Annotated in this window: 18 protein-coding genes and 3 pseudogenes; 5 read left to right on the top strand and 16 right to left on the bottom strand. The window is 57.5% G+C overall.

What is annotated here, in order from left to right:
* Nucleotides 1-77 precede the first annotated feature (77 nt).
* The 9 genes and pseudogenes from L3069_RS25245 to merT form a co-directional block, all read right to left on the bottom strand.
* The gene (locus tag L3069_RS25245) at nt 78-3,050 is read right to left on the bottom strand and encodes a Tn3 family transposase (protein ID WP_001138073.1); all 2,973 of its coding nucleotides are present in this window, start codon (nt 3,048-3,050) and stop codon (nt 78-80) included.
* A 2-nt stretch (nt 3,051-3,052) separates the two neighbouring features.
* Complete coding sequence (locus L3069_RS25240; protein ID WP_001162012.1) at nt 3,053-3,610, bottom strand: recombinase family protein; 558 nt, start codon at nt 3,608-3,610, stop codon at nt 3,053-3,055.
* A 129-nt stretch (nt 3,611-3,739) separates the two neighbouring features.
* Entirely contained in the window at nt 3,740-3,952 is a 213-nt protein-coding gene (locus L3069_RS25235; RefSeq protein WP_000993245.1) for a DUF3330 domain-containing protein, read from the bottom strand.
* A gap of 65 nt (nt 3,953-4,017) precedes the next feature.
* Nucleotides 4,018-4,254 (bottom strand): annotated as a pseudogene (gene merE / locus L3069_RS25230) (broad-spectrum mercury transporter MerE).
* Entirely contained in the window at nt 4,251-4,616 is a 366-nt protein-coding gene (merD, locus tag L3069_RS25225) for a mercury resistance co-regulator MerD (protein WP_001277466.1), read from the bottom strand. Before merD ends, merE begins: the two are co-directional and overlap by 4 nt.
* A 17-nt stretch (nt 4,617-4,633) precedes the next feature.
* Nucleotides 4,634-6,319: a mercury(II) reductase gene (gene merA / locus L3069_RS25220; RefSeq protein ID WP_000209296.1), complete on the bottom strand. Its 1,686-nt coding sequence runs from the start codon at nt 6,317-6,319 to the stop codon at nt 4,634-4,636.
* A 38-nt stretch (nt 6,320-6,357) separates the two neighbouring features.
* Entirely contained in the window at nt 6,358-6,783 is a 426-nt protein-coding gene (gene merC, locus L3069_RS25215) for an organomercurial transporter MerC (RefSeq protein WP_000522996.1), read from the bottom strand.
* A 27-nt stretch (nt 6,784-6,810) separates the two neighbouring features.
* The gene (gene merP, locus L3069_RS25210; RefSeq protein WP_000732275.1) at nt 6,811-7,086 is read right to left on the bottom strand and encodes a mercury resistance system periplasmic binding protein MerP; all 276 of its coding nucleotides are present in this window, start codon (nt 7,084-7,086) and stop codon (nt 6,811-6,813) included.
* Between the two features lie 15 nt (nt 7,087-7,101).
* Entirely contained in the window at nt 7,102-7,398 is a 297-nt protein-coding gene (gene merT, locus L3069_RS25205) for a mercuric ion transporter MerT (protein ID WP_371825704.1), read from the bottom strand.
* Between merT and L3069_RS27495 the strand changes: the two genes are divergently transcribed.
* Both L3069_RS27495 and merR read left to right on the top strand, forming a co-directional pair.
* Entirely contained in the window at nt 7,397-7,543 is a 147-nt protein-coding gene (locus L3069_RS27495) for a pentapeptide repeat-containing protein (protein WP_371131454.1), read from the top strand. The genes merT and L3069_RS27495 overlap by 2 nt on opposite strands.
* Nucleotides 7,544-7,583: 40 nt before the next feature.
* Nucleotides 7,584-8,039, top strand: a complete 456-nt coding sequence (gene merR, locus L3069_RS25200; protein WP_001166628.1) for an Hg(II)-responsive transcriptional regulator — start codon at nt 7,584-7,586, stop codon at nt 8,037-8,039.
* Nucleotides 8,040-8,121: 82 nt separating this feature from the next.
* On the opposite strand, the gene L3069_RS25195 is transcribed toward merR, so the two are convergent.
* Genes L3069_RS25195 through traD form a run of 3 tightly spaced genes read right to left on the bottom strand, consistent with a single transcriptional unit; the run spans nt 8,122 to nt 16,913 of the window.
* On the bottom strand, nt 8,122-8,910 hold the full coding sequence (locus tag L3069_RS25195; protein ID WP_236901932.1) for a DsbA family protein: 789 nt from the start codon (nt 8,908-8,910) through the stop codon (nt 8,122-8,124).
* A gap of 27 nt (nt 8,911-8,937) precedes the next feature.
* Nucleotides 8,938-14,358 (bottom strand): conjugative transfer relaxase/helicase TraI, encoded by a 5,421-nt coding sequence (gene traI, locus L3069_RS25190; RefSeq protein WP_236901931.1) that lies wholly within the window; start codon nt 14,356-14,358, stop codon nt 8,938-8,940.
* Nucleotides 14,355-16,913, bottom strand: a complete 2,559-nt coding sequence (gene traD, locus L3069_RS25185) for a type IV conjugative transfer system coupling protein TraD (protein ID WP_236901930.1) — start codon at nt 16,911-16,913, stop codon at nt 14,355-14,357. Before traD ends, traI begins: the two co-directional genes overlap by 4 nt.
* A gap of 250 nt (nt 16,914-17,163) precedes the next feature.
* Here traD and L3069_RS25180 point away from each other — a divergent pair, with 250 nt between their 5' ends.
* The gene (locus L3069_RS25180; protein ID WP_088545064.1) at nt 17,164-17,412 is read left to right on the top strand and encodes a type II toxin-antitoxin system CcdA family antitoxin; all 249 of its coding nucleotides are present in this window, start codon (nt 17,164-17,166) and stop codon (nt 17,410-17,412) included.
* Nucleotides 17,409-17,720, top strand: a complete 312-nt coding sequence (locus L3069_RS25175; RefSeq protein WP_088545065.1) for a CcdB family protein — start codon at nt 17,409-17,411, stop codon at nt 17,718-17,720. Before L3069_RS25180 ends, L3069_RS25175 begins: the two co-directional genes overlap by 4 nt.
* Before the next feature lie 45 nt (nt 17,721-17,765).
* On the opposite strand, the gene L3069_RS25170 is transcribed toward L3069_RS25175, so the two are convergent.
* Nucleotides 17,766-18,098 (bottom strand): hypothetical protein, encoded by a 333-nt coding sequence (locus L3069_RS25170; RefSeq protein ID WP_236901929.1) that lies wholly within the window; start codon nt 18,096-18,098, stop codon nt 17,766-17,768.
* Between the two features lie 42 nt (nt 18,099-18,140).
* Nucleotides 18,141-18,641, bottom strand: a pseudogene (gene traT, locus L3069_RS25165) (complement resistance protein TraT); the annotation flags it as partial.
* Nucleotides 18,642-18,701: 60 nt separating this feature from the next.
* On the opposite strand from traT (L3069_RS25165), the gene L3069_RS25160 reads away from it, so the two are divergent.
* Nucleotides 18,702-19,849, top strand: a protein-coding gene (locus tag L3069_RS25160; RefSeq protein ID WP_087794475.1) for an IS3 family transposase whose coding sequence is annotated in 2 segments (ribosomal slippage) — nt 18,702-18,939 and nt 18,939-19,849 — 1,149 coding nt in all. Because the reading frame shifts where the segments join, the coding sequence is not laid out codon by codon here.
* Between the two features lie 18 nt (nt 19,850-19,867).
* On the opposite strand, the pseudogene traT (L3069_RS25155) reads toward L3069_RS25160, so the two are convergent.
* Together traT (L3069_RS25155) and L3069_RS25150 are read right to left on the bottom strand one after the other, a co-directional pair.
* Nucleotides 19,868-20,104, bottom strand: a pseudogene (traT, locus tag L3069_RS25155) (complement resistance protein TraT); the annotation flags it as partial.
* 146 nt (nt 20,105-20,250) lie between these two features.
* Entirely contained in the window at nt 20,251-20,952 is a 702-nt protein-coding gene (locus L3069_RS25150) for a hypothetical protein (RefSeq protein WP_088545068.1), read from the bottom strand.
* Nucleotides 20,953-20,958: the final 6 nt, after the last annotated feature.

The following is a 20,958-nucleotide window of genomic DNA, read 5'->3' as shown; positions in this document are numbered from 1 at the left end:
ATGGTTCTCCGAATGAAAGCCTGTCCTCAGCATAGTACTGGGAAGGAGGGAGTGACCATCTCATTAAATAAAGCACGCTAAGCCGGTGGCAGCGGTCGCAATGGCCTAAACTTCCCCGCACCGACCTTGGCGCTGCTGCGCCATAGGTAATCGCCGGTCAGGTTGATGTGCTCCCACCCCAGCGGCGACAGATATTGCAACAATGTGTCGTCCAGCGCCGTGCCGTTGCCACGCAAAGCACTGGTGGCACGCTCCAGATATACCGTGTTCCACAACACGATGGCCGCCGTCACCAGATTGAGGCCGCTGGCCCGGTAGCGCTGCTGCTCAAAACTGCGGTCGCGGATTTCACCCAATCGGTAGAAGAAGACCGCCCTGGCCAGCGCGTTGCGCGCCTCGCCCTTATTCAGCCCCGCATGGACGCGGCGGCGCAGCTCCACGCTTTGCAGCCAATCCAAAATGAACAGCGTGCGCTCGATGCGCCCCAGCTCGCGCAACGCCACGGCCAAGCCGTTCTGGCGCGGGTAGCTGCCGAGTTTGCGCAGCATCAGCGAAGCCGTTACCGTGCCTTGCTTGATGGAGGTGGCCAGCCGCAGAATTTCATCCCAATGGGCGCGTATTTGCTTGATGTTCAGCCTGTCGCTGCTAATCATCGGCTTGAGCGCGTCATAGGCGGCATCGCCCTTGGGGATGAATAGCTTGGTTTCGCCCAAGTCACGGATACGCGGCGCGAAGCGAAATCCCAGCAAATGCATCAAGCCAAACACGTGATCGGTGAAGCCTGCCGTGTCGGTGTAGTGTTCCTCGATGCGCAAGTCCGACTCGTGGTACAGCAGGCCATCAAGCACGTAAGTTGAATCACGAATGCCCACGTTGACCACCTTGGCACTGAAGGGCGCGTACTGGTCGGAGATATGGGTGTAGAAAGTCCGTCCTGGACTGCTTCCATACTTCGGGTTGATATGACCAGTGCTTTCTGCTTTGCTGCCGGTTCTGAAGTTCTGGCCGTCCGACGATGACGTGGTGCCGTCACCCCAGTTGCCGGCGAAGGGTTGCCGAAACTGCGCATTCACCAGCTCGGCCAGCGCCGTCGAATAGGTTTCATCGCGGATGTGCCAGGCTTGCAGCCAAGACAGCTTGGCGTAGGTGGTGCCAGGGCAGGACTCGGCCATTTTGGTCAGACCCAGGTTGATCGCGTCGGCCAGGATCGTCGTCAACAGCAAGGTTTTGTCCTTGGCCGTGTCGCTGGTCTTCAGGTGTGTGAAGTGGCGGGTGAAGCCCGTCCATTCATCGACCTCCATCAGCAACTCGGTGATTTTGAGGTGCGGCAGCAGCATAGCTGTCTGGTCGATCATGGCTTGCGCGGCGTCTGGTACTGCCGCGTCCAGCGGCGTGATCTTCAGGCCTGACGCGGTGGTGATGATGGCATCCGGTAAGTCGTTGGCCGCAGCCATGCGGTTGACTGTGGCGAGTTGCGCCTCCAACAATTCCAACCGGTCATGCAGGTATTGGTCGCAGTCGGTGGCCACTGCCAGCGGCAATTCGCTGGCCAGCTTCAAAGTGGCGAACTTCTCGACCGGCACCAGGTATTCGTCGAAGTCCTTGAACTGGCGAGAACCCTGCACCCAGACATCACCGGAGCGCAGCGCGTTCTTCAGCTCCGACAGGGCGCATAACTCGTAGTAACGCCGGTCGATGCCGTCGTCGGTCAGAACCAGCTTTGCCCAGCGCGGCTTGATGAATGCGGTTGGCGCATCGGCGGGCACCTTGCGCGCGCTGTCGCTGTTCATGCCGCGCAGCATGTCGATGGCATCGAGCACACCCTTGGCGGCGGGCGCAGCCCGCAATTTGAGCACGCCCAGGAACTGCGGCGCGTAGCGGCGTAGCGTGGCATAGCTTTCACCGATGTGGTGCAGGAAATCAAAGTCGGCAGGCCGCGCCAATGTTTGCGCTTCGGTGACGCTGGCGGCGAAGGTGTCCCAGGGCATAACGGCCTCGATGGCGGCGAACGGATCGCTGCCGCTTTGCTTGGCCTCAATCAACGCTTGACCGATGCGCCCATACATCCGCACCTTGTCGTTGATCGCCTTGCCGGAAGCCTGGAACTGCTGCTGATGCTTGTTCTTGGCCGCGTTGAACAGCTTGCCGATGATGCGATCGTGAAGGTCGATGATTTCATCGGTGACGGTGGCCATGCCTTCGATGGCCAGCGCTACCAGCGTGGCATAGCGTCGTTGCACCTCGAACTTTGCCAGATCAGCAGGCGTCATCTGGCCACCTTCACGAGCGATTTTGAGCAGGCGGTTCTGGTGAACCTGCCGCTCGATGCCTGCGGGCAGATCAAGTGCTTGCCAGGATTTCAGGCGCTCAATATGTTCGAGCATGTGGCGAGAGTTCGGTTTGGCAGGCGACTGGCGCAGCCATGCCAGCCACGTCACTTTACTGCCGTCCTTGCGCTTGAGAAGTTCGTCCAGGCGCTGACGGTGGGGTGATAACAAAGAATCGGTCAGCGCCGCGTAAATGCGTCGGTTGGCACGGGTGATGGCCTCGGCGCTTGCGCGCTCGATGGCATTCATGGCGGGCAGGATAATGCTCTGCCGCCGCAGATTCTCGACAAGTGCGCTCGCCAGCACGATGCCTTTGTCGGTCTGCAAGGCCAGCTCGGTCAATGTATGCACGGCTTGCCGATAGTGGCTCATGGTGAAGGGCTTGAACCCAAAAACCGTTTGCAGCTCGACCAAGTGCTCCCGCCGTGTCTGTTCGCGCTGGCCGTACTCGCTCCAACTTTCCACTGGCATCTTGAGTTGCGCGGCCACCATGCGCAACAGGGGCGGAAACGGAGGCTCATCGACGCCCAAAAAGGTGCCAGGGAATCGCAAGTAGCAAAGCTGCACAGCGAAGCCCAATCGATTCGCGGCGCCGCGACGCTGACGGATCACCGACAGGTCGGTTTCGTTGAACGTGTAGTGCCGTATCAGTTCGTCTTTGGCATCTGGCAGTGCCAGCAGGCTTTCGCGCTCGGTGGCGGACAGGATTGAGCGGCGTGGCATGGTCAGTCTTCCCGCAGGTACTGGTACAAGGTTTCGCGGCTGATGCCGAAGTCACGGGCCACCAAGGTTTTTTGGTCGCCTGCCGCAACTCGCCGTTTCAACTCGGCAATTTGTTCGCTGTTCAGCGATTTCTTTCGTCCCCGGTAGGCACCGCGCTGCTTGGCCAGCACGATTCCCTCGCGCTGACGTTCGCGGATCAGGGCGCGCTCGAACTCAGCGAAGGCTCCCATGACCGACAGCATCAGATTGGCCATCGGTGAGTCCTCGCCGGTGAACTTCAGCCCTTCTTTGACGAACTCCATGCGCACGCCCCGTTGTGTCAGCCCTTGGACGATGCGGCGCAGGTCATCAAGGTTGCGTGCCAGCCTGTCCATGCTATGCACCACCACGGTGTCGCCCTCGCGGACGAAGGCCAGCAGCCTTTCCAGCTCGGGACGCTGGGTGTCCTTGCCAGAAGCCTTGTCGGTGAACACCCGCGCCACCTGAACACCCTCCAATTGCCGTTCCGGGTTCTGGTCGAAGCTGCTGACGCGGACATAGCCGATGCGTTGACCTTGCAAGATGCCTCCAAAGGCAAAAGTGTCAGGATGAAATCTATTACCTTTGACGGAATATGTCAATCAATAGGAAATTTAACTCTATTCTGACATCGTTTGCACATGGCATCTGACATCAAGTTAGGGTATGCCTCAATCTGACGGCTGCGAACCGCCAGGGACAGGCGCAATGTCAGATTCTGTCGCGGCCTTGGCGCGTGCCTGGAAGCGTTCATAGCAATCCAGCCCGCAGAAATGTTCGACGTATTCCGCGCCTTCCGGGGTGAAGGCGGCATCGAGCGGAATTTCTTTGCAGCATACGCAGCAGGTGGTGCAACTGGCAGTGTTCGGGGCGTTTGCGTTCATGGTGGTACTCCTCCAGATTGGTAGCGAAGCTCAAAGCTGCCCACTCTCGGCTGGCTGGGAAGCGGTCATGATCTTCCCTTGAAGGCCCGCAGCAGCCGCGTCACAGACAGGACAAACAAGCCGGTCAGCGTGAGGGCTGCAATACCCTAGTGCTCCCCGATGAACGCGCCGGCCGTCGTGCCGGCTAGCACAATGGCGAGAATCGGCAAATGGCAGGGACAGGTGAGCACGGCCAGCGCGCCCCACAAGTAGCCGGTGATCGGTTTGTGCGTCTCAGACGGCAAGTGCTCTGGGCTGTTCATGGCAGACTCTCCGCGTGCTGTGCCGGTTCGGTTGGCATGGCGGCCAGTTGCATTTCGAGGCTGGCCAGGGCCTCGCGCCGACGCTCGACGAGTTGCCGCAACACGGCAAGCTGCGCAGACGCACCGTCACCGTCCGCAGCATCCAGCGCCCGGCACAGCCGCGCCAGTGCGTCCAGGCCGATACCCGCTTCGAAGGCAGCCCGTACAAAGCGCAGCCGTTGCAACGCGGTGTCATCGAACAAGCCGTAGCCGCCCGTGGTGTACGCGACCGGCCGTAGCAATCCGCGCAGCAGGTAGTCGCGCACGATATGCACGCTCACCCCGGCATCAAGGGCCAGCCGGGACACTGTGTAGGCGCTCATTGAACACCTCCTTTTCCTCATCCGGCGCAGCACGAAAGCTGCTTCACGTCCTTGCTGAAGGTCTGCGCCGCGAGCTTCAGCCCTTCGACCATGGTCAGGTAGGGGAACAATTGGTCGGCCAGTTCCTGCACGGTCATACGGTTGCGAATGGCGAGCACCGCCGTCTGGATCAGTTCACCCGCTTCCGGGGCCACCGCTTGCACGCCGATGAGCCGTCCGCTACCTTCCTCGATGACCAGCTTGATGAAGCCGCGTGTGTCGAAGTTGGCAAGCGCACGCGGCACGTTATCCAGTGTTAGCAGGCGACTGTCGGTCTCGATCCCGTCGTGATGTGCTTCCGCCTCGCTGTAGCCCACGGTGGCGACCTGCGGGTCGGTGAACACCACGGCCGGCATTGCGGTCAGGTCCAGGGCCGCATCGCCGCCAGTCATGTTGATCGCCGCACGAGTGCCGGCCGCTGCCGCCACATAGACGAACTGCGGCTGGTCGGTGCAGTCGCCGGCCGCGTAGATGTTCGGGCTACTGGTGCGCATGCCCTTGTCGATGACGATGGCCCCCTGCGCATTGACGGCTACCCCCGCCGCTTCCAATGCCAGGCTGCGCGTGTTCGGTGTCCGGCCGGTGGCGACCAGCAGCTTGTCGGCGCGCAATTCACCGTGCGTGGTGGTCAGCACGAATTCACCGTCCATATGGGCGACCTGGCTGGCTTGCGTGTGCTCCAGCACCTCGATGCCCTCGGCACGGAAAGCGGCTGTCACCGCCTCGCCGATGGCCGGGTCTTCACGGAAGAACAAGGTATTGCGCGCCAGGGCCGTGACCTTGCTGCCCAGCCGGGCAAAGGCTTGCGCCAGCTCCAGCGCCACCACCGACGAGCCGATTACGGCAAGGCGTTCGGGAATGGTGTCGCTCGCCAGGGCCTCGGTGGAAGTCCAGTAGGGTGACTCTTTCAAGCCCGGAATCGGCGGGACCGCCGGGCTGGCACCCGTGGCGACCAGGCAGCGGTCGAACATCACGACGCGCTCGCCACCCTCGTTCAAACTAACGATAAGGCTCTGGTCGTCCTTGAAACGCGCTTCACCGTGCAGAACGGTGATGGCTGAATTGCCGTCCAGGATGCCTTCGTACTTGGCATGACGGAGTTCTTCGACACGGGCCTGCTGCTGGGCCAGCAGCCGCTCGCGCAAGATCGTCGGCGGTGTGGGTGGCATGCCGCCGTCGAATGGGCTTTCCCGGCGCAGATGGGCGATGTGGGCGGCGCGGATCATGATCTTGGACGGCACACAACCGACGTTGACGCAGGTGCCGCCGATGGTGCCGCGCTCAATCAGCGTGACCTGCGCGCCTTGCTCGACGGCCTTCAGTGCTGCCGCCATCGCGGCTCCACCGCTACCAATGACGACGACCTGCAACGGGCGTTCGTTGCCACTGGGCTTATCAGCGGCCCCTATCCAGCCGCGCATCTTGTCGAGCAGGCCGGCGCGGTTGTCCGTCGGTGGCGCATCGGCAAGCGTTGCCTCGTAGCCCAGTCCGGCCACGGCGGTAGTCAGCGCATCCGATGACGTGCCCGCCTCAATGGCGAGTTGCGCTGTGCCCTTCGGATAGGACACCAGCGCCGATTGCACGCCGGGCACTTTCTCCAAGGCTTCCTTGACGTGAGCCGCGCACGAGTCGCAGGTCATCCCGGTGATTTTCAGGGTGGTCATGTATTTTTCCTTTTCTGTGGTGGCTACGGCTGTTGCCGTCAGCCACGTTGTTCTGGCAATTCACAGCTGTCCGGCCCGCAGCGGCGATGTGCTGGCGAGATGAAATCCCAGACCGACACCCCAACCATCAAGGCCAGGCCGACATAGAGCAGTCCACCGCTCTGCCAGCCGTAAGCCCGCATTAAAAACACCGCTGCCAGCACCAAGATCGGGCCTATCGTGCCGAGCGCCGTGCGTCGCCACTGTCGATGATTGAGCCAAGCGATAGCATTGGCGAGTAACGCGATGCCGGCGAACATCGGCAGCAGGATGCCAATGAATAGCCCCTCGTACTGGCTCAAGAAGCCCAGTCCGATGGCCGCGCCAAAGCTGGCGATGGCAGGAAAACAGGCGGCGCAGCCCATCGCGGAAACGACGCTGCCGAGCGCGCCGGTTTTGCCAGCGATGCGCGTGATGAGTCCCATGTGTCGCTCCCGAGTTCGGTTAACGGATCAGCGTTTGAGGCTGGACGGATAGCCCGCGTCCTCGGTCGCCTTGGTCAACTTCTGGACGTTGGTCTTGGCATCGTCGAAGGTGACGACGGCCTGGCGCTTGTCGAAACTTACGTCGGTCTTGCTCACGCCCTCAACCTTGGAAAGCGCGTGCTTGACAGTGATCGGGCAAGAGGCGCAGGTCATGCCAGGCACGGACAGCGTGACGGTCTGGGTGGCGGCCCACACGGGGGCAACAACGGCAGCGAGGGCGAGGGCGGCAAACAGTTTTTTCATGATGAACTCCTGTGATTAATAGAAAAATGGCATGACGTAGGGAAATCCGAGCGCGACCAGGACCAGCGCGGCCACGATCCAGAAAATGAGCTTGTAAGTAGCTCGCACTTGGGGAATCGCGCAGACCTCACCCGGTTTGCAGGCTTGCGCCGGGCGGTAGATGCGCCGCCAGGCGAAAAACAGCGCGACCAGCGCTGCGCCGATGAAGATCGGGCGATAGGGTTCCAGCACCGTCAGGTTGCCGATCCATGCCCCGCTGAACCCCAAGGCGATCAAAACCAGCGGCCCCAGGCAGCAGGCCGACGCAAGAATGGCGGCCAGCCCACCGGCGAAGAGCGCGCCGCGCCCGTTTTGTGGTTCAGACTTTTGTGGTTCAGACTTTTGTGGTTCAGACTTTTGTGGTTCAGACTTTTGTGGTTCAGACATACGCTTGTCCTTTCAAATTTGGTTTGGATAGCTTAAGCTTACTTCCGTAGTTATGTACGGAGTCAAGCGATATGCAAATTAATTTTGAGAATCTGACCATTGGCGTTTTTGCCAAGGCGGCCGGGGTCAATGTGGAGACCATCCGGTTCTACCAGCGCAAGGGCCTGCTGCCGGAGCCAGACAAGCCCTATGGCAGCATTCGCCGCTATGGCGAGGCGGATGTAACACGAGTGCGGTTCGTGAAATCGGCCCAGCGGCTGGGCTTTAGCCTGGACGAAATCGCCGAGCTACTGCGGCTGGAGGATGGCACCCATTGCGAGGAAGCCAGCGGCCTGGCCGAGCACAAGCTCAAGGATGTGCGCGAGAAGATGGCCGACTTGGCACGCATGGAGGCCGTGCTGTCTGAACTGGTGTGCGCCTGCCATGCGCGGAAAGGGAACGTTTCCTGCCCGCTGATTGCGTCACTGCAAGACGGAACGAAGCTCGCTGCATCGGCGCGGGGGAGTCACGGGGTGACTACGCCTTAGCGTGCTTTATTTTCCGAATTCTGAGACGACCCCCAGAAGCAGAATGACATCCTCTGGCGGGAGAATGTCTTCTTCCGGGTATTTACTTCGCGGCTGCAGCTTTACGGATGGCGGCCTGCAGTCTGTCAGCGGTTACGGCTTCCGGGAAAACAGTAATGGTGTCGGGTGTGGCACCACTGACCGGCATAACGATAATTCCGGGTGTTCCGGTGAGGCCCAGCGATTCAGCCAGGCTGCTGTTTTTCTCAAGGGATGCGGTATTATCGTCATGCGTTGGTGTTGCCAGTCCGGCTTTTGACGCCGCCGCCCTGATGTCGCTCTCTGTCAGGGCGCCCTCGTTGTGCCCAGTGGCGTAAAGGGCGTTATGATAGGTCACATACGCCTGTGCCCCTTTCTGTTTCCAGACAGACAGCCCCTGCTGTGCGGCCTGAAGAGATTCTGGCCAGCGGCTGCCAAAGATAGGCCACTCCTTAAAGACATAGCGGACGTCCGGCTGTGCTTTCATGACTTTTTCCAGCTCCGGCGCGAAGCGGTTGCAGAACACGCACTGGTAATCAAAAAACTCGATTACTGCCACTTTCGCCTTTTCCGGGCCGAAGGACGGGGTATCAGGGTCCTGCAACAGAGCGGTCTGATTATCCATCACGCTGAGTGCAAACATGTTTTGCTTACGCGCCTGCTGCTGCTCCAGCAGCTTACTGCTGACCGTGACCAGGATTTCCGGGTGTGCCACCAGGTAGTCTGCGGCAATTTCGCCGATTCGGGCTTCCTGCTCCGGGCTGAATACCGGCTGAGGAGCTGAGGCGTGGGCAGTAAAACCAAAGCCAATGTATGTTGTAACTATTAATGCCGCTATTGTGTTTGCTTTCATTGCTGAACTCTCATGTTTAAAGGGGGATTAACGTTCTTTCTGAATGGTACGACTGAGGGTCTGTTCGTCATGTTCCGGCATACGCCCACGTTCGCCGATATCCGGCTGGCGAATAATATCCCGCTCACTGTTGGCCAGTTCATTCACAATACGATTTGCCTCAGCCCGTTCTGTCGCAGTCTTCCCGAGCAGTGGTTCATTGTCAGCCCTGGCCTGACGGTCTGTTTCATCTTTGCTGATGCTGTCGGCACTGACGACCCTCCTTAGCAAGCTTCTGTCAGGGACATCCGGTTCATTTCGTTCCTCAACAGACAGCATCTCCGGTGTGAGGCGAAGCGCCTCCTCAGCTGGCAGAACAATACGTTCCGGCATCTCTTTCACCTCACTGTCGAGTCTGGCGGCCTTACTGAGCAGTTCTTTCTCTGCCAGCTGCGTTGTTTCCTCCTGGTCACGGATCAGTTTGCTTTCTGAAGTGGTATCCTGCGGAACACCACCGCTGACCCTGAGCAGCCATGAGGACGGCGCTTCATCTCCGGTCTGCCAGACCACACCGTCCTTTGGATGGTTGCGGACAGCATCGAGCGCGGCAGTCAGGTCACTGACCACAATCGTGTTTCCGGACTGGCTTCGCTGTAACACGGCCCCCCGGGCCTGTTCTGTGGCTATCATGCGGGTGTCGCCCTGCGTCATACGACCTTCCGGACCGGGAACCAGAGAAACCAGGGCAAGACCGGCACTTTTGCCATTGTTGTCATACACCGGCAGCGCCAGTGCCGGCTCCGGGAATCGCCGGGTTGCCGGGATAACTTTCGCCGTCAGGGACGCCTCCTGCATCCCCTGATGCCGCACCCAGGCTCGTCCAATTACAGTTTTACTGACCGGCTGCCCCATTGCCCAGATGGCTTTTGCCTGCTTACGCTGCGTTTCGGGTGCCAGCGCATCGTGGGCCGTTTTGATATCGCGATCTGGTGATTTGACCGCCTTAACCCACTTCTCTTTTCCGTCGGTGTAAATCTGGACGTGCTCCTTCACACGTGAAGTGGAGATATAGAACGCGCGGCGGGTGGCCAGCGCCTTACGCCCCTCTTCTGTCCCCTCAAGTGCGATGACGTAATCGGTGCTCGCCCCCTGTGCCCCATAGCCGGTGACTGCCCAGCCGTAGTCGATATGCTGCTGCGCCCGGACATTCTGCGGGTTGATGGTGACGCGCCCGTTATCGCCCCTGAGACGGATATGGCCCGTCTCACTGACCGATTCCACCGTGTAGCGCTGATTGGCCATCTGACCCAGCTCCTTGTCGGTCGCCGTGTATTTCAGCAGGTCGCCGGCGCGGACCTCCATCTCGCTGCGGCTGAACAGCTGCACATCGCCCGTAATGAGTTGTTTTGGCGAATACAGCCCGATTTTGCCCTCTTCGTCACGGACAGTGACCGTGTTGCCGTTGCGGTCAACGGCCACCACATCCTGGTAGCGGTCGCCGCGTTTCACCACCATGCCGGTCTGCCATGCCGCTGTCTTGTTAAACTCATGACGGGTATGGGTGATTTTGTTCAGCACCGGAACGGTGATGGCCTGCTCACCCAGTTCACCCCGGCTGGCCATCTGTGAATGGATACCAGCATTTACGGCCTGACGGTCGGCGTTCAGCTGGGTGATGATAAGCGTCTGTGCCCGGGCAGCTGGCGTGCGGCCAATCCAGTCCGCCACAATATCGGCCACTGGCGTTTCCGTTTCCTGAAAGGGGCTGGCAGGCAGCGTTGCTCCTTCCGTTCTGGCCACGCGGTCAGCCGGCTGCGCCTCAATACGCGTCAGGGCGGCATCGATCCGGTTATCAATGATGTCGTGGACGGCACCACGCAGCTGCACATCCTTCTGGCGGACAATCTGTTTCATGATGGCCACGTCCATCGGACTGCGCTCCTGCATCAGCTTAAAGGGCGCACCCACATCCACAGATTCGAACTGGTCGATGTCTCCCATTGATACCGCCCGGCCACCGCCGTTCGCTATCGCCTGGAACAGGGCCGCCGTGTCCTGGTTACCTGCCATCGAGGACTCATCAATAAGAAACAGCTGTCCTCTGTAGTCGGGTTTCTCACCCGCAGCCGTTGCCTGATCATGCTCCACGATAAAGGATTTTATGGTCTGTGCCCGGACACCCACATCATTCATCTCTTTTACGGCCTGGTGCGTCGGGGCAAGCCCCGTCAGTTCGGGTCGCACATCAGAGGGCAGCGTCTCCAGCGCCCCCTTCACGGCCTTCATTTGCGTGGTTTTCCCCACCCCCGCGTATCCCTGAATCCCGATAAACCGGTCAGTGGTTCCCAGAACAAGGGTTGTGGCCGCTTTCTGGCCGCCGGTCAGACCGTTCAGCACCGCGTCAGGGACCTGTTCCAGCAGCGGCTGCTGCGTGTTTTTCCCCTCGCTCACCACGCGCAGAATGGCCTTTTCCATCTCCCAGGTCGCGCGGGCAACCAGCATGGGTTCGCCCCCGGCCGATACCTGAAGCAGCTCCCCCGTTTTAATCATCGCGCCAATCTCATGCCCCACGGAATCGAGATCCGGGTGATATTTCTCAGCCTGGGTTGCCAGCTTCAGTTCGCTGAACACCACATCGCGCTGGTCGTTAATGGCACGCCATACCGCCAGTCCGGCTTCCGTTCTGACATTGTCGTGCAGGGAGCCAACGGCTTCGCTGACATCCTCACGGCCACTCAGACTGCGGACCAGCTGCACAGGTGAGGTGCTGGTTTTCATACGCTGAAGCCGCGCTTCTGCCCGGTCCTGTACCTCAGCAGTAAACACTTCCGCGCGATGGCCACTCTGTGCCAGTGAGTTCATGGTCTGCGTCGAGATATCCCGGCTGTTCAGCGCCGCGAGAACGACGCCGGTATCGTTATCCCGTCCGCCTGGCGCAGTGACATAAGCGTGAGCGAGGTAAAGTGGCTGGTCCACGGGAAGCGTCAGGGTGGAGTCCCCGCGCCTGACTTCTATACCTTTTTCGCTGATACCGGTGACCTCCAGGCGGTCCTTTGCCTTCAGGCTGTGTTCGCGGTCGCCCGCCACGGCCAGCAGTTTCTCACCAGTGGCCACATTCAGGGTTTCGCGGTTGAACAGACGCCAGTCAGCGCTGACATCCCCGATTTTCATCCGGGTCAGCACGCCATCGCCGTCAATAAGAGAAAGCACCCGCGTGTCTTCATGCACCCGGTCAATCACATACGACTTACGCTCTTTTGCATCACTGCGATCCTCAAGCACCATACCTGCGCGGTATGAGCCGGTCATCCTGCGGGTTTTACTGTCCAGCCAGACCGGTTGACGCGCCTCGATATCCACCCCATCCCGTCCCAGCTGGCCGGCATTCTGTAACGCATCACGTACCAGTCCGGTCAGTTGCGCCTGTTCCCGTTTGCCGACCACGACAGCGGTGACATTTTCACTGCCGCCGCTCAGCTCGGCAAAGCGGCTGGCCAGCGCCTCATAGCGATCACGTTTGACCGGGATGCTGATAACCTCCGCCTCCAGCCCTGGCGCAGGCTCCGTGCGGCGGGAACGGGATACCCCGGCGGACTCCAGCACCGACATGGCGTTGCCGTTCGCCTGACGTCCCGCGCTGTCGAGGAAGACCAGCTGTGCATCCTGCGCACGGGCTTCGCCGAGCAGGACCAGCGTTTCTTTCAGCCCCAGACGCTCGGCCCCTTCAATAATCAGGGTGCTCTGCGGTTTAAGATGAAAATCGCCGCTCAGGACATGCTGGCGACTGATAATACGCTCGCGCAGATCATCGGTTCTGGCGAGCGAAATGGCACGCTCCGCAGAGCTGGCCAGCACCTGCACATCGCGCCCGAGCGCGGTGGAAATCCCGGTCAGCTGCGCGGTCAGGTCACGAATGCCGGCAACCCCGGACGGCGCGTTCATCAGAACCAGAGAATCCTTTTCCACCACGTCCAGAGCCGGCGGGGCGTACTGCTCAGGCCGGGTGAAGCTGACGACTTTCGTGGATTTGAGGTGCTCCTGGCTGAGCGCCTGAATGGACAACTCATCCAGCAGGTGTATACGGGAGGTGAACACCCCTTTCTCACTGTCCAGCGGCACAATCATGCCGTCTTTCAGCGAGGCATCGATGGCGTCACGAATGGCCTGGATAGCCGGCAGCTGCTCACTCAGTTCAGCAGTGGTCAGCATCAGTTCCCCGAAGGTGAAGCGGGTCTTGCTGTCACTCAGTTGTGAGATGGCCATCCTTACCGCGTCTGCCACGTCCGGCAGCGGGACCTCAGCGGGCACCGACAACACCGGCGGAGACGTCCTGCCGGGTGAAAGATTTTGAGTGAGCGAGGGGGATGACTGACTCACGCTGTCAGGCTGTTGTGGTTCTGGCTGGCGCGCCGGGGTATCCCGCACCGCCGGTGCGGCGTCCACCTGCGGGCTTTTCTCTGTCCGGGAGGCCTTTTCGGGTTGTGTTCCTGCTTCCGGCTCATCCCGTACAGGCATGGCTGGCGATACCCGTTCCGGCTGTGGAGGCGTATCGCGCTGCCCGGCATCGCGCGGCTCCACACTCTCCTGATAGGCCTTCAGGTCAAAGCCTTTTTCCTTCATTTGCCCGAGCCAGCGCTCCATCAGCCGCAGGCGGGACGGATCGACCTTTGCGCGGCGCGTGTCTTTCGCGGCCACATCCCGGCTGCGCAGTGTGGCCTCTGCCCCCACTGCCCCCTGAATTTCCCGGCCACGGGAGGAGTATTCTTCCCGGACCTCCTCCGGGATACCCTTAATCTCCCAGAGTCCGTTTTTACCCGTTTCTTCCACTTCATGACCGAGCGATTCAACCTGCTGACGAAGGGCGCTGCGGTAAATTTTGCCGAGCGTGACCTGGTGTTTCATGACGGTTTCGATAAAACCGGCGTTATGGATGTAATCAGTGGCCAGCGCTTTCCATTTCCCTCCGGACTCCGTCATGTTGGCGATCAGCAGGTGGGTGTGCAGCTGCGGGTCAAGGTTGCGGGAGGTGTCATGGGTGTAGGCGGCGGCCACCATCTTGCCGGTGTGCACAATGGAGGTAACACCGTCTTTGGTATCACGCGCGGAAATGAGTTTTTCCACATAGCCTGCGGCCACACGAACGGCATGGTTGTGTGCTTCCAGCATGGCTTTATCGTTGCCGATTAAGGCCAGAATGGAGACACTTTTCGGAGCGGAAAAGGTCAGGTCATGGCCCGGGCGGTGGACGTGCTGTCCGTTAACCTCCTTGCCAAGCCGTGAGCCGTCCGGCAGACGGCCCTCAAGCACGGCCGTCAGGTCATCCCCACGGACATTGCCCTCAAGGCCCAGTTCTTTTGCGCCTTCACCCATCCACAGGCTCTGGAGGCTGCCCAGAAAATAGTAGTTATCGGAATTGCTGTAGTAACCGGCGGCCTCGCCGGCTGATGCTACGGGGGCGACTGACATCATAATTCTTGCTCTCTGTCGTAATAACGCTGGTCGTTTTCGTCGTAACCCGGGTCGTCCGCGTCACGGTGAAGTAAAATGTTTTCTTCTTCCTGCGCCAGCTGGCGGTTAGTCCGGTGCTCATCTGCCGCTGCGTCAGGTGGCAGACTCTTTCCGGCCGTGGTCACGGTCAGTACCCCGTCAGGCTGTACGGACACTTTCATCTCCAGGTTCATGGATTCACCACCGGCGCTATCCTCTGTCTGCTGATCACTGTCACCCGATGCAGGACGCTGACGCGCCCTGTGCAACATGCCCAGTGGCGATGCGGCAGGTTGTTCTGGCACGGAGTGGCGGTTACGCAGGGTTTTCAGGGCATCAGGCAGTGAAGCGGCAGAGTCAGCAGCAGGTGCTGACGTTGTCGTGTCGGGGGATGCCGCAGGCGGTGTATTCAACACCACTGCCTCTTTCAGTGGTCCGGAGGGGCGCAGCGATACAACGTTATCTTTTCTCTCTTCTGTGACATGTGCTGTCACTGTGTTGTGATTCTGCGTCTCCGGCTTCTCCGCCACAGGCTCCCGTTCAGGCAGCTGCTCTTGTTCAGCCTGAACGACACGGACCGGTTTCTGTCTGGTGACTGTGGGTGTACTTGCTGGTACATCGTGGGGTTTACCCGCCGGTTCAGACGCAGGCACCGCTTTGGTTGCAGTGTCGCTACCCTTTTCCATCAGCTCATCACCGGTCGGGAATGTCAGCCCGGCCGCAGTCGCCGCGCGCTCATTATCCAGGATAACCTTCTCCAGCTCCGGACTCAGCGCGTCACGGATGTTGCGTTCCATCAGACCAGCATGGCGTTTTTTGAATGGCCGGTATTTCAGCTTCAGCCGCACCACCGGGTATTCACCCGGCAGACGCACGTAAAAACTCAGGTTCGGCAGCCGCATGATCTGTTCATAATCGACGACAGGGTTGTTGACCTTGTCCTTGCCCAGCGACACCCCGTCACGAACCTGATCCAGACCGTAGCTGTTCTGCTCGCGGATTTCGCGTTTACGCTGATTACCCAGTTCCTCTTCCACCACTTTGGCCATTTCCGCACTCGGGGAACGGCCATACATACGGGTGTTCATCAGGTCGAAGATACTTTTGGCCAGCTCACGACCGTAGACGTGAACCAGCTGCGCCATGTTCTGCATCCCCAGCACAAAACAGCCCCCGAACTTGCGCGCTTCCGCCAGGGTTTCGGCCAGCTCCGGGATGCGTTGCAGACTCGGGGTTTCGTCGATAATGAACCACACACGTCGCTCGTTGTTCTCCCCCATGCTCTGTAACATCAGCGTGGCCAGTGACACCCACAGGGAGATCAGCGGTCGCACACTTTTGCGGTGACGGGCCTGGGTGGAGATAAACAGCCAGCTGTTGTCGTAACGCGCCTGGGTCATCCACTCACGAATGGTGAACGGGGGTTTCGTTCCGTCATCCAGCCCTTGCAGGTAGCGCAGCGCTTTAGCGTAGTTGGTCACCACCGAGCGAATGGAGATGGCCGTTTTCTCAATTTTCTCCTCAACCAGGTTGGCTGACGGTGTGTTGGCCAGATAGCCACGCAGGCTTTTCATGCTGAGCGAAAGCAGGGTTTTGAGGAATTTCTCTATGCTTCTCTCCGGGTCAACTGACATGCGGATGGCGAGGTCAGCGAAAATGGTGCGCGAACTGGACACCCAGAACGGGTCGGACTCGCCTTCCACAGGAATGAGGCTGGCAGCCAGGTTGTCGTAGTCGACGGCATCGATACACTCCCCCCACATCTGCCAGTTGGCACAGCGCTCATCGTGGGCATTAAGAATGAAGTCAGTAGCCGGGTTATAATGGGTTTCGGTGAAGGTACAGCCAGAATCGTAGATAATGGCCCTGTCGCCACGTTTGCGTATGTAATCAAGTAGCCAGCGAATGAGGGTCGATTTACCCACCCCGATAGTGCCGTGCATCAGGAAGTTCAGCACCTCAGCCATCCTGACCATGTGCAGGTCCCCCACACGCAGATCGGACAGCTCGCCGTTTTTACGCAACAGTTTGTTGACCTCAGCGGGTTTGTCGGTCAGCTGCATCCCGGAAATGTATTCGTCCTCACTCTCCTTACGGCCGATATCGGCGATAAACCAGGTCACGGCCACAAACACCACCATACTGAAGATGCCGCTGGCGCCGGCCGCCCACTCCAGTTCATTCAGGACCTGTTCACCCATAGCCTGCATGTACGGATCGGTGTAAATCTGCGGCAGGGTCATTTTGAGAACCATTGCCGTCGAGGTCGGGGCATACCAGTAGTGCACGTCATAGATTTTCGGCGTGCCCGTGGCTGGCATCAGATCGATAAAACTGCTGTTGATGCTGGCAAACCACCACAGAGAGCCGTTATCGAGGGCTTCCTGCGGGATACGCCAGAGAAAGATGGCACTGGTCACTACGGCAAACAGGATGAAGATCCAGAAGCCTATCCAGTTGTTCACCTGAATGAACATTCGCCAGCGATAGGCGGTCATCTGCCCGCCCTGGGTGAGGTTTTTTCCTGCAAAGCTCATAAATGTAATGTCCGGCAGCCATCCCATCACCAGAGAGGTAATGTGACTACAGTAAGGGGTTAATAATTGAGAATCCGGCGCTCGCCGCAGACATGACTGCGTCAGACGCAGTCATGCGAGGAAGCGAAATTGCTGGGGATTTCCGTAGAGCACTTACGCGCCAGAGTTAAGAACACACCCCTGTAGCTCGTAAGACACCTGGCAATGCGCTATATTTATGCGCATAGTTAATGCACATGAGAACATGCGTATGAATACCACTCCGCGCCCACGCAAGAAGAGCACTAATATTTCGCTGGATGTATCACTTGTTGAAGAAGCGAAGACATTAAACATCAACCTTTCATCCACGCTTAATTCAGCGCTGGAAGATGTCGTACGGCTTAAACGTCAGGCGATGTGGAGAGAGGAAAACAAAACGGCCATCGAAGCCAGTAATCGCTTTGTGGAGGAACATCTCATACCCCGGAGCAGTGACGGGTTGAGGGTTATAAAATGAATCAGGGAACGATTTTTCGCAGACCGGATAACCCTGACTATCCCTATTTTGTCATTGCTCAGTCAGAACCACTGGAAAGCCTGAATACGCGGGTTATCATCCCGTTTGTACGCTGGCGACCAGCACTCCCGGGCATGAGCAAAATCAATCCGATTGTTGTTATCGGAGATGAGAAATACATTCTGATGACACACCTCATCCAGACCGTTTATCTGCATGAACTGAACGAAGAAGACATTCACAGTTACCGCGCGGAGCTACGCGATACTCTCGTCAACGCGGTGGATTTTCTGGTAACCGGGAGTTGAAGGAGGTTTCAGGTGCGCCAGTCAATCAGCGCACCTGACTGACGGTCAGGAGCCGATATCGACACCATGCTGCTGCATACAGTTACGCCATGCGCTGCCCGGTACACCATTATCAAGAAGGGTAGCTTCCACGTAAGGAAGCCAGGTTTGCTTACCTTCTTTTAACGCCACTCCGCCAGCGCGGGCAACCACCCCGTCTTCTTTACGAATTCCCAGGTGATTAACCGTGCCGGATTTCCCTTTTGCGATGGAATCAATTTTATTCACACACTCCTCAGCCACCTGCTTATCAGGATTTTCTGTATTCTTTTGGGAAGAACATCCTACAACCACAAAACTCAGCCCTACTGTCATGATGAACTGGCTTATTTTTTTCATTTTTAACTCCTGAAGTCAGGGCGAGAAAACCCGCCCTGAAAATTACATAATCCCGGCAATAGATTTTGCCAGCTGAGCTTCCAGAACGGGCTGCGCCTCTTCAAACTTGAGGTTCACCTTGTTGGCGTTGGACACCACACGGGTCTGGTATTTGGCGCGGTCACCCTGCTCGGTACTGGTCTGGACCTTAACGCCTGACGTTCCCTGCTTCAGAGCCGCGATATTGTCTGTAGTAACCGTTGCCTTGCTGTGTTCGGAAATTTGCAGGTCTGTCACCATCGTATAGTTGATGTCTTCGACCATCGCATCCGCCGCCATACCAATCAGGCCACTGGCCAGTCCCACACCCAGGGTTGCGCCGGCTGACGTCGAGTTATACGCCGTAATGCCCGCGCCCAGTGCCGCACCCATTGCCGCACCTTCATAACCCGTTTTCAGGAATCCCTGCGATTCACGCAGGTCCATTTTCTCGGCTTTCAGCACGTTAGCCTGAATCCAGTAGTAGGCTGTGTCCGGAGAGCTGGACACGCGGTAGCCTTTTGAATCGCCACGGGTTTAACAGACACCTCAGAGTCATTTAAGATGGCTTAAAGAGAGGTGCCCATGAGCGGTAAGCGTTATCCCGAAGAGTTTAAAACTGAAGCAGTCAAACAGGTTGTTGATCGCGGTTATTCTGTTGCCAGCGTTGCAACACGTCTCGATATCACCACCCACAGCCTTTATGCCTGGATAAAGAAGTACGGTCCGGATTCTTCCGCTAATAAAGAACAGTCAGATGCTCAGGCCGAGATCCGCCGTCTCCAGAAAGAGCTGAAGCGGGTTACCGACGAACGGGACATATTAAAAAAAGCCGCGGCGTACTTCGCAAAGCTGTCCGACTGAGGTACGCCTTTATCCGTGACAACACCTGTTGCTGGCCTGTTCGCCTGCTCTGTCGGGTGCTGGATGTTCATCCCAGTGGTTTTTACGCCTGGCTTCAGCAGCCGCATTCACAACGCCATCAGGCAGACCTGAGACTGACAGGACAGATTAAACAGTTCTGGCTGGAATCGGGATGCGTCTATGGTTATCGCAAAATCCATCTGGATCTGCGGGACAGCGGGCAACAGTGCGGAGTGAACAGAGTCTGGCGACTGATGAAACGTGTCGGGATAAAGGCTCAGGTCGGATACCGGAGCCCGCGGGCACGTAAAGGCGAGGCCAGTATCGTGTCGCCCAACAGGCTCCAGCGACAGTTCAATCCGGATGCTCCGGATAAGCGTTGGGTAACGGACATAACCTACATCAGGACCCACGAAGGCTGGCTGTATCTTGCCGTGGTTGTTGATCTGTTCTCACGCAAAATTATCGGCTGGTCCATGCAATCCCGGATGACAAAGGACATTGTCCTGAACGCACTGCTGATGGCTGTATGGCGCCGTAATCCCCAAAAACAGGTGCTGGTTCATTCGGATCAGGGCAGTCAGTACACAAGCCATGAGTGGCAGTCGTTCCTGAAATCACACGGCCTGGAGGGCAGCATGAGCCGTCGCGGTAACTGCCATGATAATGCGGTTGCAGAAAGCTTTTTCCAGTTGTTGAAACGCGAACGGATAAAGAAAAAGATCTACGGAACGCGGGAAGAAGCCCGCAGCGATATTTTTGATTACATCGAAATGTTTTATAACAGTAAGCGTCGGCATGGTTCCAGCGATCAGATGTCACCGACCGAATATGAAAACCAGTATTATCAACGGCTAGGAAGTGTCTAGATTATCCGTGGCGATTCATTTGGCAGCAAGCTCACTGGTGATCTTCGTCTGAAGACCAGACATGTCCTTGTCGGAAGTATTACGGATCTGAAGATAGACTGTTTTCTCTGATGATGGCTCCAGCCAGATGGTTTCACTCATCTGTGTTTTCACATCGAGGTTACGCTTTTTCACTGCGGTGGACATGGCACCACAACCAGAAAGCGCCAGTGCAGAAGCGATCAGGCCAACAACGGCTAATTGTTTTAATTTCATGAGTTCATCCTGTGCATAGAAATACATCCCCGTTAGCGAGGTACAGCTAACAGGAATGTTATCGGCTGATTTGAATGGATATTTATATAAACAGAAGTGTTAATGCTGGTTGGTGCATTAAAAAGGGGGCTTATGCCCCCTTTTTCTCAGTAACCCCGATTAGGGTCATATGTGCTTGATGGTTCGTTGAAGTTTGTACCCCAACTGTTTCCGTGTACATCCAGACCAGAGATACCACCAACCATCGGCATTCCTGATGTAGGATTTATAATTAAATCTGTATTACTAAAAGAATGGTTAACAGATTGGACTGATGAACTTACATCAAATCCAGTAACATCACTGGATGAAAATTCAGCGAACTGAAGGCCCTTACTCATCGAAATTGATTGGAACCTGGCAGCATCAAAGTCATTCAATCTGTATGCTTTAGCCCCACGAATTTCGTATAAATGGCCGGTATCTTTATCTCTTAGTAGGTTAAGTCCTTTCTTACCGTAACCAAAGATCACTGCGGACGCCCCCATAATTACTGCCATTGATAGATAAAGATATGCTGGCTCGTTCCATAAGAGATATAGGCATACTAACTGCATTAATACGGTAATAAAAACGCGCGGGATTATTGAATTTACCGAATTACCATATCCATTCTTGTCAGATTTACGTAGAAGATAAAGAAGCGGAAATGCTATCAAAGTACCTAATACATACATACCAGCCAATGCGAACCAATCTTCGCTGTTATAAACCCTGTGATAGGGTATTACATCATGCACTAACGGTAAGCCTGCATAGATCATTAAGACAGGAAAATAAGCAATTTTACTTAAATTACCTTTTATCATACCCCC

It is taken from the genome of Enterobacter cloacae complex sp. ECL411, assembly GCF_021869665.1.
Classification (GTDB): Bacteria; Pseudomonadota; Gammaproteobacteria; order Enterobacterales; family Enterobacteriaceae; genus Enterobacter; species Enterobacter intestinihominis.
Note: the sequence above shows the minus strand (reverse complement) of the source record. Positions and strands in the feature narration are given on the sequence as shown.